Source organism: Ferrovum myxofaciens (assembly GCF_013181415.1).
GTDB lineage: Bacteria > Pseudomonadota > Gammaproteobacteria > Burkholderiales > Ferrovaceae > Ferrovum > Ferrovum myxofaciens.
The window spans coordinates 1,340,265-1,352,638 of the sequence record NZ_CP053676.1 but is presented as its reverse complement, the minus strand read 5'-3'; the positions used below and the strand labels follow the sequence as shown (position 1 = coordinate 1,352,638).

Here is a 12,374-nt window from a genome sequence, read left to right as displayed (position 1 = left end):
GTGATGAGGGGGACTCCCGTATAATGCAGGAAATCAAGTAGGCGGCGATGACGATACCCATGGAAAATTTACTGGAAGGATTGAACCCGCAACAACGGGAAGCCGTGACCTGGGATCAGGGGTCGGCCCTGATTCTGGCGGGAGCCGGGAGTGGCAAGACCCGGGTTTTGACCACCCGGATGGCCTGGTTGATGACGACGGGAAAGAATCGCCCCGAGGAGTTGCTGGCGGTCACTTTTACCAACAAAGCAGCGCGCGAGATGATGACACGGATATCGTCCATGGGGAACTGGCCCCTTCGCTCTCTTTGGGTGGGGACTTTTCATGGATTGTGCCACCGTTTTTTGCGTCTGCACGCCCTGGACGCAGGGTTGACACCTCAATTTCAGATCATCGATGGGCAGGAGCAGTTGGCGGCGCTCAAACGGGTCATGAAAGCCCTGAATTTTGACGAAGAGAGGGTGAACCCTCGTCAGTTGCAGCACTTTGTCAATGGGCACAAGGAACAGGGGATTCGCGCGGAGAATGCCGTGGTTTCCCATTCTGCACAGCGGCCTTTGCAGGAGGCCTATCTGGCCTACGAGGCACAGTGTCAACGAGAAGGAACCGTGGACTTTGCCGAGTTGTTGTTGCGTTGTGTGGAATTATGGCAACACCACCCTGTACTGCGCGAACATTACCAGGCACGCTTCAAAACCCTTCTGGTCGATGAGTTTCAGGATACCAATCCGCTTCAGTATCGCTGGTTACGCCTGTTGTGTGGACCGGCAAGTACGGTATTTGCGGTGGGGGATGATGACCAGTCCATCTATTCCTTTCGCGGCGCGGAAATCGAGAATATGCGTCATTTTGAACGGGATTATGGAGTGACCCGAGTCCTGCGCCTGGAACAGAATTACCGTTCTCAGGGGACCATTCTGGAAGCAGCCAATGCCTTGATTCAAAACAACGCCGGGCGCTTTGGCAAGACACTCTGGACGGAGGGTGCACAGGGAGAACCGATCCGGGTCTATGAAGGGGAAACGGATGGAGATGAAGCCCGTTTCATTGCGCATACCGTGATACAGTTGCGCGATCAAGGGATTCGCTTGTCGGACATGGTACTGCTGTATCGATCCAATGCTCAGTCCCGTGCCCTCGAGCAGGCCTTGTTTTCGCTTAACTTGCCCTATCGGGTGCATGGCGGGTTGCGTTTCTTCGAGCGCCAGGAAATTCGTCATGCCTTGGCCTATTTGAGGCTGGCGGTTTCGACAGAGGATGACGCTGCGTTTTTGCGTGTGGTTAATTTCCCACCCCGGGGGATCGGGGCGCGCTCCCTGGAAAATCTTCAAGTCGAAGCGCAGACTCTTCGATCCAGTCTCTTCCAGGCAACGCGTGTCAGTTCTTTGGCGGGTAAGGCAGGACAGGGCGTACAGCGTTTTTTGCAGGGAATCGATCAACTGGCGGAGCGGATTCATCAGGGGCAGGACTTGCCCAGGGTGATCGAGGCAGTGCTGGAGGTCAGCGGACTTCTGGAGCATTATCGCCAGGACAAGGAGGGTGCCGACCGGATCGCCAATCTGGAAGAATTGGTGGCTGCTGCCATGGCATTTACCCGGGAAGAAGGTTCAGGGGATGTTCTGTCATTCTTGGCTCATGCCACGCTGGAGGCCGGAGAGCACGAAGCTGCGCCAGGGAGCGAGGCGATCCAGATGATGACGGTGCATGGGGCCAAGGGGCTGGAATTTGAAGTGGTATTCGTGGCCGGACTGGAGGATGGTTTGTTTCCCCATGAAAATGCCCTGCAGGAAACCCGCGGTCTGGAAGAAGAACGCCGTCTGGCCTACGTTGCCCTTACCCGAGCCCGGAGTCAACTGTATCTGACTCATGCCCAGAGCCGCGTGCTCCATGGGCAGATGCGTTACGGCGTGCGTTCCCGTTTTCTTGAAGAAATCCCTGAATCCCTCTGTCATATTTTGAATCCGCGCGGCAAAAGACCTGAACTTTCCTTTGGATCAAGGGCTCTCAACCCCATGCGTTCTTCGGTTACTCCCACAGAATCCGTCAAAACCGGAAAGTTTCACATCGGACAGCGGGTTCGGCACGACAAATTTGGGGAGGGCGTGGTTTTGGCACGGGAAGGTCAGGGTAACGAGGGACGAGTTCAGGTGAATTTCAGGGATGTGGGAATGAAATGGTTGGCGCTGGCTTTTGCCCGGCTGACTTCCCTGTGAGTCGCAGATTTGACCGGGTGCTTAATTTTTGGCGGGGGCGCATGATAGAATGGGCCGATCAGTTTCCCGTATCCTTCTCTGGCGAGTGATTTCAAGGAAATGACACCATGAATAAATGGATGACTGGACTCCTGCTGAGTCTGCTGGTTCTTCCCGCTTATGCACAACCGGGTAATCCGGAAAAAGGCAAGGTCATTGCGAGTTCCATCTGCTATGCCTGTCATGGTCTGGATGGAGTCAGTCCGATCCCGACCCAACCCCACCTGGCGGCACAAATTCCGGATTATGTGGTTAAACAGTTGAACGATATGAAATCGGTGAATGGGGCTCCGCCCGCTCGGGATAATCCCATCATGGCCGGCATCGTATCCATGCTCAGTGCGGAGGACATGCGCAATGTGGCGGCTTGGTATGCCATTCAACCTCCCCATTTGACCCGCGCCAATGATCCAAAACTGGTGTCCATCGGACAGAAAATTTGGCGGGGTGGGGATGCAGATCGGGACGTCCCTGCATGTTCCAGTTGTCACGGTCCCACGGGCGCGGGGGTCCCTGCGCCTTATCCCCGTCTCTCAGGACAGTATCAGGAATATACCGAACTTCAGTTGCAACATTTCAAAGAGGGCACGCGCAGTAATGATCCTGCTGCCGTGATGCGCACCATTGCGCATCGCCTGACCAATGAAGAAATCAAGGCTCTTTCGGACTACGCTGCGGGCGTGTATTGATTTTGACCTTTTTACTTAACAGAGTTGTTGCTTGATTCAAGGAGTTCACGGATGTTGGGTTTTCGGCAGTGGGGCATGTTGGCCCTTTTGGTCTGGGCTGTGGCTACATTTCTGGTTCTGCACCGAGGGCCCTATGGAATAGAGGAAGAAGCCGCCAAGGCATTGCTGCTGGATTGGTCGGTGGCCGACCATGTGGCCAACTCCATTGTGACTCTGGGAGTCCCGGACTTTCGCGATCTTCTCTGGCTTCCCCTGGGATTCCTGTGGCCAGGGCAGGTCATGGCCGCCAAAGGGGTGATGATCGCCCTGGCTGCGCTCACGGCATGGGGGTTATACCGCTGGCAGTCCCAGGAAGCACAGGACGAGGCGGCTCTGTTGGCCACGGGATTATGGCTGCTGACGCCGCTCACTCTGTTGCAAATCGATCACCTTTCCCCTGGACTGGGGATACTGGCCGTGTTCATGGGAGGATACTGGCTGGACCGTTCCTACCGGCAACGACCACACGCCCTGGGGGGACTGTATTTCGGGCAATTGGGACTGACGGCTTTTGCCGTTAGTCTGCATCCGGTGGGGCTGGTTTACCCTCTGCTTCTGGCTTGGGAGTGGCATAAAAACCCGGTGAATTCCTTGCAGAAAAAATCTTTCTTCATTGGATTGACGATTTTTTCAGGTATCTCGATTCTTCTGCGCTGGGGTTGGAGCGGTATCATCTGGTTTCAGAACCCACTGCGCGACTGGACCCCCCTGTGGCGTCATTTTCCCGGTTTTGAACCTGAACTAACGGCGGTTGATTGGAGCGTGGGGATTTTAATCCTCCTCCTGTTGCTTTGGGTATGGTGGCAAAAGCGGCAGATGCTCTGGAATACCTTGTTGGGACGGTGCCTCTGGTGGGGTGTGCTGGTGTCAGCCCTGAATGGGGATGCCACCTTTGCTTTGCTGGGCATGATCACGCTACTTTATGCAGGGATTCCTGCACTGCTCGAATGGGGTGCCGGAAAAATTGGTTTTCTGGCTCAACGGGGCTGGGTTCTTCTGGGGGTCTTTCTGATTTCCACCCTCAGCATGCAGGATGATCGTGCCTGGTTTGAGTTGGGACAGATGCGCCAATTGACCGAACAGGATCAACTGATAATGACACTCACCCAGACGGTGGATCACTATCGTACCGATGCGGAAAGCCGTCATTTGCCGGATCCGCGTTTACGGGTAGCGAGCCAATGGCCAGCACGAACCATGCTGGCTTGTCGGTGCGATGCCTTGCCCCTTCCTCCCGCTGCCAAGGATCCCGCTGCTCAACTGGTGATGATGAAAGGATTGACCCATCTGATCATGGCACCAAAAACCCCGGCCAATCTGGGGTTGACACAAAACTTGTCCCTGTTGGGGAATGAAGTGGAGACCCTTTCCCTGCAAGCCGGAGGGGTAGTTTTGCAGATCCGTACGCCCAACTTGGCTCCTGCGGCACCGCCCCCGGTCATCGATGAGCCTCCGCCTCCAGCTCCGGGAGATCCCATCAAATGAAAATCAGTCCTCGAGAAGCCTTGGTTTACGTGGTGGTGACCCTGAGTTCGCTATTTCTGACCGCCTACACCGTGCATATGCTGGTGGGCGGTTTGATTCCGGCGGACAGGGAATATCACTACATGGGACTGGCCTGCTCAGGAGTCGCGATAGTGATCGGATTCATGGCCTGGGATGTGGTGCGTCGCCGCCGCTAGCTCCAGAGGTTCAGGGAAGGGGTGCCTTCTTCTTGGCAAAGAAATCCTGAAGGGATTGGTAGTCTCTTTCCAGAGAAAACTGTCCTTTGTGAAAAACAAATTGCAGACGTTTGCCTGCCGCATCTAGTCCGGTCAATCCAATAGAACGACCGGAATAATCACGATATACGTGGATATCCTTGAGTAGTTCGATTTTCGTTCCGTTTTTTAGATGGACACGCACACAGGGAGCCTGGGGATCGGCTTCCAGTCGAACAGGTGCGGAGGGAAGACACATCAGACGAGTCTTCAGCACCCGATTGGCCCCTGCAAACAGGAAGAAACTGGCCATGAACAGGAGCAAATAGGCAAGATTCGGGTTTGCCCCGTACCAGGCATTGGCGGCAAAGGCCCCCAAAGCAGAAACCGTGGGAATGTAAAGCAACAGATCCCAAGTCATGCCTCGAGGATCTTTTTTCAATTCAAAGGAGCGCAGCATAGGGATCTCACGGGACTGACAAAGGTAGGGATCGGCAGACTTAGGGAAGGGAAGCCTGATGAGGATGGGGCAGAACGGCTTGAATGGCCGCATCCATTTCTTGGTAAAGCATGGGGCCCGCTTCTTGATAGCGAACGATACCATGCGCATCGATCACGAAGGTCCAAGGATCGCCCATCACGCGATAGGTTTTGAATGCTTCGGGGTTTTCATACTGATCCATGTGCAGAAACAGTACATTCGGCTGATATTTATCGAGCATGGCCTTGGTGATCTGCAGTTGCCGATCGCAGACAGAACAATGACCGGGAGTGGCAAATTCAAGCAGAATGGGTTTGCCCGTGGCCAGTGCCTGGTCCAGTGAATATTGGTACATGCGCGGATCAGGCTGGCGATAGGTGGTCATGCGACTGAGGTCTCCACCCACATCGGCCAGAGTCTTGGTGGCCAGTCGCGGGGCCTGGGTACCCAGTGACAGCCCCAAGCCCTGTCGACCGCAACTCCCCACGGCTAAGGAAAGGAGAATGAGAAGAGAAAACCCCAGTTTTGATTTCATGAGAAGTCAGGCTCCTTGCTTACCAGTCTTGAAGATATTATAGCCCCAGATGATGTTGGCAAGCAGAACCAAGGTTCCGAAGAAACCCACCCCAGCCATCAAATGGGTAACGGTTTTTTCTATTTCCGGACCGGGGTCATAGCCTCCAATGCTGCCTGCTATGGAAAACAGCACCACCATGCCCATCAGGCCGATGTTGTGCATCCAAAAATGGATCTTGACCAGTTTTAGACTGTAGATCGGGCGATTGACCAGACGTGGTACAAAGTAGTAAATGGCACCGAAAATCGCCATTTCAACCCAGCCAAGCAGATTGATGTGCCCGTGTGCCAGCAAAATGAGGTGACCATGGGGCGCCGAATCCACAAACATGCGAAAGGCAGGAATTCCCCCCATCAGGGCACCCCAGGAAAAACCAATAATGGCGTAGGTAATACAGGCATACACAAACAACAGGGTAAAGGTTGTGTATTCCGGGTCATTGATGCGTTGATCGAAAGGGGCGGGGGAAGACATGCTCAGGGTTTCTCCTTCTGATTTTGACCTGCGTCTTCGCGCAGGTCGTGATATTCGGTTTTCCAGGAACTGGGCGCCCAAACCTTGACCATTTCATCCACAAATCCGGAGCGTTCCGGCATGGGCAGACGGGCATCTGCGGAGCCTTGCGTTGCTTTCAATTCCGATAAAAATATGGCTATGGAATGGAGTTCATTATCCGGTAAGGCAGCCACATACGCCGCCTGCTTGTTCAGACCGTGGTCGATGGTTTTGGTTTCATAGGTGGACTCGGGTTTTTTCAAGAACGATTCGAGGTAATCCAGAGTATGTCGCGAGCCGATGCCGTCCAGACTCACGCCGTGATTGGTTCCGTTACGCAGGGCACGATGACAGTCGGTGCATCCCTTTTCACGAAACAGTTGGGACCCCACTTTGCCTTCTGGCGTGAAGTCAAAATGAGTGGTATTGGGGTACATGGGGTGATTGAGGTGGGAGCGATAAATTTCCAGCATCACAAAACTGGACACGGCAAAAACCACAAGAATTCCAAAGATGCCAAATAAAATCTTTTCGCCCAGCTTCAACGTGTTGAATCTCATCAGTCAGTTTCCTGTCAGGTAAAATGGAAAACCCGCGCGCTAAGCACGCGGGTTTCGATCATACTTCCCCGCTTCGCTGACTTAAGCCGACGTTACCGGGTCGTATTTGGGACGCGTGTGTTCCCTTCTGTGGTGCGAGGTGCTGTAGCCAGATAAGTTGCGGCATCGAGAATGTCCTCGTCGCTCAACTTTTTGGCAATGGCGCGCATCATGCCGTAGGGATCGTTGGTGCGACTTTCATCCCGCCAGTTATGCAACTGATTGACCAGATAAGTGTACTTTTGTTCCCCGATGACTGGAAAAACAGGAGCGGCACCGCGCCCATTGTACCCATGGCAAGACATGCAGGCCGAAACCTTGCCGCTTACGCCAAATTTGACCAGGATTTCTCCCTTGTAACGGGTTCCAATGGGTTGCCCCCCATCCTTGATGGCCTGCATGTCCGACAAGTCTTTCGGATCAAGAGGAAGGGAATTGACGTAAGCCGAAACATCCCGCCGATCCTGGGGGGTAAGTTGTTGTGCAAACAGGGGCATAACTGCCCCTGCACCCGATGGGGTTCTCCGGCCTTCAGCCAGATCCGTCAATTGCTTGACGATATAAGGAAACCCGAGATTGTTGAGACGGGGTGCCCCCATGGCTTCCATTCCCCATCCTGTGGCTCCATGGCAGGTCATGCACGCCGGAGCGGCGCCTTTCCCTTCCGTGAAGATCTTTTTGCCGTTGGCCGGGTCGCCGTTCATGACCCCTTCTTCTTCAGCCAGAGCCGTCATGCTCACCAGAGCCGCGGCCACAGCCAGCCCGGATGTGATCTTAGTGAATGACTTACGCATTTACCCCCCTCCAGAATGACATTGAATGACAGGACAGCAGACAGGACCTACTGTCCATGAACCCGTACTGCTTTTTTAATTGAACGGGCTACAAAGATTCCCAAACACAGCATGGTTCGTTGGTTTCACCGCAAAATCTTGCGCTGCCAGCGTTTCCACGTCGCATCGTAGCGGACTATATCATGGGCAAAACAGGCTTCGCAACAGATTTTTGAGACCTGCTTGCCGAAGTCTCAGAGATGGCTGAAAAAGGTGAAAGAATAGACCCACTTGACAGTCGGTTTCAGGGGCGCTACGCTAGGCACATGGTCAGTCGAAGTAAGGTGTTTTTCTTTCGGCCATGAATTGTCGCATTACAATAAAAATATGTTTTTTGTTGGTATGACCTAAAAACTATTTAATCGATCTGGAGGGGTTACAACATGGAAAATGGTATTAAACACTCACGCCGTCAGTTGCTCAAGATGGGCACCATCGCTATCGTGGCAGCGCCGATGGCTGGCTTTACCACTTCGGCCTTCGCAAAGAAGAACACCGCAGTGCGCACAGCCTTGCATTTCCAGGAACATCCCAACGGGGAAAAGCAGTGCAACCGTTGCATGAACTTCATCCCTAACAAGGACAAGCCTACCGATCCAGGTGCCGTGCACGGGTGTAAGCTTTACCCCGGGGACGATGAAATTTGCCCGACCTGTTATTGCAACGGCTTCGTCGCAAAACCCAAATAACTCAATAGTTCCAAGTCGTATTCGAAAAGGTGCCAAAGGCACCTTTTCGTTTCTGTTTCCGATCCGAACTTGGGGGAAGAGCATTTTTTCTGACCCTTTTGTTTTGGTTTGGGATGCGTGTGCGTACCGACTTCTTGACAGTTCCGGCATTCCTCCGCGGGTGGTAGCAGGGAGGGTGTCGTTTTCGGATTTCAAGTGGGTGCGTGGATGTCAATAAGGGATTGACCGTCAAGATCTTCGTCAGTTGGGGCGATGTCGCGGGTGAGTTTTTTCTGGGCAGGATTATTGAATGAATTACGGAAAAAGAATTTTTCTCTGGATCGTGCTGTTCTGGATCGGGAGTGCGCAGGTTTTTGCGGAGCCTTTTGTTCAGGGGGGCCCCATCGGTTCACAAACCAGTGACGGGTATGATGCCCTGGGCCCGGTGGTGGAGCAACCCATCGAGTTTCCACACAATACCCATGCCGGACGCATGCAGATCAACTGCATGTACTGTCATACCTATGCGCGGCGCAGCAATGTATCCGGGATTCCCCGTCTCGACAAATGCATGGGGTGTCACAATTTGATTGAAGGCGTCAAGGATCGTCCGCGCATCAAGAAACTGTTTGAATATTGGGAAAACAAGCAGCCCATTCCCTGGAAAAAGGTGCATGACTTGCCTGATTTCGTTCGTTTCAACCATGAGCGCCATATTCAACGTTTTTACTTCCAGGAAAAACGACCGGTTCGTGAAGTCTGTGGGTACTGCCATGGCGATATCGCTTCCATGACCACGGCGCGGCGGGTTAAAGCCTTGTCCATGGGGTGGTGTGTCAGTTGTCACCAAAAAGATCATTTGGAAAAGGCGGGGAGCACGGTGACCAGTCATGGTCCCAACGATTGCTGGCTCTGTCATAAATAAAACGGCGACCAAACAGGAGACGATGAAATGACAACGAGTAATTTGGATCGCCGAGATTTTCTCAAGGTATTGGGAATCAGTGGAGCGGCTGCCACGCTGGCAGGATGTGGTCATACTTCTATCGAGTCAGGCGTAGAAGAGGTCATGTCATACGTTCATCCCCAGGACTTTGTGGTGCCCGGCATCGGAGTTTTTTATGCTTCAACCTGTGCCCAGTGTGGTTCAGGCTGTGGAATCATGGGTAAGGTTCGCGAAGGACGGGTTCTTAAACTGGAAGGAAATCCTGAGTCCGGAATCAGCGGCGGAAAGATCTGTGGACTGGGACAGGCAGGTGTGCAAGCCCACTACAACCCGGATCGGCTGCGTACGCCCATGTATCAGGGAGAAGGAGGGTTGATCCCCGTATCCTGGGAGAAGGCTCACCAGATTCTGGAACAACGTCTGGGACCGAACAGTTCTTTGAAGGGCGAACAGATTGCTTTTCTGACGGATAGGGTCAGTGGGCACCAACGGGTGCTTCTGGAAAACTTCTTGGAAACTTTTGATTCCACCCATCATGTGACCTACGATGCGCTTTCCACTGCCACGGGGAGAGCCGCCACCAAGGCCATTCTGGGCGCAGAGCAGCCTCTCTGGAATATCCACGAGGCGCGCTTGATTCTCTCCTTTGGCAATGATTTTCTGGGCAGCGGCATTTCGCCGGTTTACATGGCCCGTCAGTACGCACTGTTCCGTAAGGCACCGCGCGGTACCTTGATTCAAATCGAGCCGCGCATGACCTTGACGGGAGGGAATGCAGATCGTTGGTATCCCATCAAACCAGGGACCGAAGGGATTCTGGCTTTGGGCATTGCCCATGACCTGTTGCAGCACGAAGAATTTTCCAGGGGAGTTCCGCAGGAAGTTCTCGATCTGGTCAAAAATTACGATCGGGATGCCGTGAGTGATATCACGGGAATCGGTTCCGATGCGGTGCGACTGATTGCGGCTCAACTGTGGAACAATTCCCCTTCATTGGTGATTGCCGGCCCTTCAGTGGAAGGACATTCCTATGGGTTCAGCAATGCCGCCGCCGTACAACTGCTCAACGTGATTCTGGGCAATCGGGGTAAAACGATGGAGGGACAGTCCGAACATCCTTTCCCCCAACTGACGCCCACCTTGGGAAGTTACCAGGCATTGGCCGAGTTGAATCAAAAAATGGCCGCAGGACAAACCCAGGCCCTGTTGATTTACGGTACCAATCCGGTATTCACGGCACCCTCCCATCTGCCCTTTGCAGAATCCATGAGTAAGGTCCCTTTCAAAGTGGCTTTTGTGACGCATATGGATGAAACGGCGGGACAATGTGATCTGATTCTCCCCTTGCTGTCCGCACTGGAAGATTTTGGTACCCATGTGGCCGAATATCAGCCGAATGGCGTGGAGGTGATGCTTCAGCAACCCTTGATGGAAAAACTCTATCCCGAGTCCAAAGGGTATGGCGATATCCTTCTGGAGGTACTGAAAAAACGCAAACCCGAGGCCTATGCAGCGTTCCCTGACTATTACAGTTATCTCAAAACCGCCATGGTCAAGGCCAAACCGGTTTTCAAGGTCAGTGACAGCGATGATCATTTCTGGGAAGACGCTTTGCGCAATGGTCTTGTCAAGTGGGACGGAAAACCCACGACTCTGGAGGCCAAGTTACCGGCCCTGACCATGCCGAAGCCGGCAGAATTGACCACGGATTATCCTTTTTACTTTGTTCCCTCCATCCGTGCGGATATGCGGGACGGACGTCATGCCTACTTGCCCTGGCTGCAGGAGTCTCCGGAAACCATGACCACGGTGGTCTGGGACAGTTGGGTCGAGATTCATCCTAAAACTGCAGAGGCCATGCAGATCAAGGAAGGAGACATCCTGCAAATTCAGTCTGCCACCGGATCCGTGCGCGCCAAGGCCTATCTGTTTCCCGGCATCCAGCCGGATACGGTATCCATGCCCCTGGGGCAAGGACATACCCAACTCGGACGGTTTGCCACGGGGGTCGGTGTGAATCCCTACAAGATTCTTGATCCGATTTTCGATGGTCATACCGGGGAACTGGCCATGCACGCCACGCGCGTGGCCTTGAGAAAGACAGGCGAACATCAAATGGTCGTGAAGGATGAGGGTCCCACTACACTCCAGAACGGACAAAAACTTGTAGCCACCCTGTCTGCTGACCAAGCCAAATTGTCCAAGGAGATCTAGCATGTCACTGAGTAATCTGATTCAGAACTGGAACTCGTTTCGGACCCGTCGTCCCTATGAAGGTCAGTACGATGATGCTCCCTACAAGTGGGCCATGGTCATCGATCTGGATGCCTGTATTGGGTGTAACGCCTGTACCGTGGCGTGTTATGCGGAAAATAATTTACCTGTGGTGGGGAAGGAACGCTTCGGCAAGGGCCAAGCCATGCACTGGATTCGCATCGAGCGTTACTGGGGGGAAGGGGAGGCCATGCAATCCGAATTCCCCGATCACGGGGCACAATACCTGCCCATGCTCTGCCAGCAATGTGAGGCGGCCCCTTGTGAACCCGTCTGCCCCGTGGGCGCCACACACCATTCACCGGATGGTCTCAATACCCAGGTGTATAACCGGTGCGTGGGATCCCGCTATTGTTCGGCCAACTGTCCCTACAAGGTCCGTTACTTCAACTGGTGGAATTACCCTGATCGAGCCTGGCCCAATCCGCTGGAACTGCAATTGAATCCGGACGTGACGGTACGGAGCAAGGGGGTCATGGAGAAGTGTACGTTCTGCATGCAACGGTTGCGTGCCGGGATGGACAAGGCCAAAACCGAAGGACGTATCCTGGCCGATGGTGAAGTGCTCACAGCCTGCGCACAAGCCTGTCCTACCTCGGCCATTACTTTTGGAAACCTGTCCGATAAAAAGTCCAAGGTGGCCAGAACATGGAAAAATCAGCAGGTAGATCTGTCCAAGAACGTTCAGGAAAAGTCCGAGGAAGGGATTCGCGGTTACCGGATTCTGGAAGATTTGAATACCTATCCGTCCATCGTGTATCTCGAGCGCGTACGTAATCTTGAGGCTTGAGTTGACCCGCGCGTTCACGAATACCAACATT

The 12,374-nt window shown here is 53.6% G+C and carries 13 protein-coding genes; 8 read left to right on the top strand and 5 right to left on the bottom strand.

Annotation, left to right across the window (positions count from 1 at the left end; genetic code table 11):
- Positions 1-59: 59 nt before the first annotated feature.
- The 4 genes from HO274_RS06580 (at position 60) to HO274_RS06565 (ending at position 4,662) form a co-directional block, all read left to right on the top strand.
- A complete protein-coding gene (locus HO274_RS06580) occupies positions 60-2,213 on the top strand; it encodes a UvrD-helicase domain-containing protein (RefSeq protein ID WP_031597832.1) in 2,154 nt (717 codons plus the stop codon).
- A gap of 107 nt (positions 2,214-2,320) precedes the next feature.
- On the top strand, positions 2,321-2,941 hold the full coding sequence (locus HO274_RS06575; protein ID WP_197456372.1) for a c-type cytochrome: 621 nt from the start codon (positions 2,321-2,323) through the stop codon (positions 2,939-2,941).
- A 51-nt stretch (positions 2,942-2,992) separates the two neighbouring features.
- Positions 2,993-4,465: a hypothetical protein gene (locus HO274_RS06570; RefSeq protein ID WP_273117866.1), complete on the top strand. Its 1,473-nt coding sequence runs from the start codon at positions 2,993-2,995 to the stop codon at positions 4,463-4,465.
- Complete coding sequence (locus HO274_RS06565; protein ID WP_031597835.1) at positions 4,462-4,662, top strand: hypothetical protein; 201 nt, start codon at positions 4,462-4,464, stop codon at positions 4,660-4,662. Before HO274_RS06570 ends, HO274_RS06565 begins: the two co-directional genes overlap by 4 nt.
- Before the next feature lie 10 nt (positions 4,663-4,672).
- On the opposite strand, the gene HO274_RS06560 is transcribed toward HO274_RS06565, so the two are convergent.
- From HO274_RS06560 to HO274_RS06540, 5 genes are all read right to left on the bottom strand, one after another.
- Positions 4,673-5,140, bottom strand: a complete 468-nt coding sequence (locus tag HO274_RS06560; RefSeq protein ID WP_273117863.1) for a hypothetical protein — start codon at positions 5,138-5,140, stop codon at positions 4,673-4,675.
- Between the two features lie 40 nt (positions 5,141-5,180).
- The gene (locus HO274_RS06555) at positions 5,181-5,696 is read right to left on the bottom strand and encodes a TlpA family protein disulfide reductase (RefSeq protein ID WP_051862456.1); all 516 of its coding nucleotides are present in this window, start codon (positions 5,694-5,696) and stop codon (positions 5,181-5,183) included.
- Between the two features lie 6 nt (positions 5,697-5,702).
- The gene (locus tag HO274_RS06550; RefSeq protein WP_051862459.1) at positions 5,703-6,212 is read right to left on the bottom strand and encodes a cbb3-type cytochrome c oxidase subunit I; all 510 of its coding nucleotides are present in this window, start codon (positions 6,210-6,212) and stop codon (positions 5,703-5,705) included.
- A gap of 2 nt (positions 6,213-6,214) precedes the next feature.
- The gene (locus tag HO274_RS06545) at positions 6,215-6,793 is read right to left on the bottom strand and encodes a c-type cytochrome (protein ID WP_035417607.1); all 579 of its coding nucleotides are present in this window, start codon (positions 6,791-6,793) and stop codon (positions 6,215-6,217) included.
- Positions 6,794-6,885: 92 nt separating this feature from the next.
- Positions 6,886-7,626 (bottom strand): c-type cytochrome, encoded by a 741-nt coding sequence (locus tag HO274_RS06540; RefSeq protein ID WP_051862461.1) that lies wholly within the window; start codon positions 7,624-7,626, stop codon positions 6,886-6,888.
- 422 nt (positions 7,627-8,048) lie between these two features.
- Between HO274_RS06540 and HO274_RS06535 the strand changes: the two genes are divergently transcribed.
- The 4 genes from HO274_RS06535 (at position 8,049) to HO274_RS06520 (ending at position 12,343) form a co-directional block, all read left to right on the top strand.
- Positions 8,049-8,354, top strand: a complete 306-nt coding sequence (locus HO274_RS06535) for a hypothetical protein (protein ID WP_062187829.1) — start codon at positions 8,049-8,051, stop codon at positions 8,352-8,354.
- A 289-nt stretch (positions 8,355-8,643) separates the two neighbouring features.
- On the top strand, positions 8,644-9,258 hold the full coding sequence (locus HO274_RS06530) for a cytochrome c3 family protein (RefSeq protein ID WP_082783148.1): 615 nt from the start codon (positions 8,644-8,646) through the stop codon (positions 9,256-9,258).
- Between the two features lie 27 nt (positions 9,259-9,285).
- Positions 9,286-11,493, top strand: coding sequence for a molybdopterin-dependent oxidoreductase (locus tag HO274_RS06525; protein WP_031597843.1), 2,208 nt, complete (start codon positions 9,286-9,288; stop codon positions 11,491-11,493).
- Between the two features lies 1 nt (position 11,494).
- Complete coding sequence (locus tag HO274_RS06520) at positions 11,495-12,343, top strand: 4Fe-4S dicluster domain-containing protein (protein WP_031597844.1); 849 nt, start codon at positions 11,495-11,497, stop codon at positions 12,341-12,343.
- The last annotated feature ends 31 nt before the right edge of the window (positions 12,344-12,374 follow it).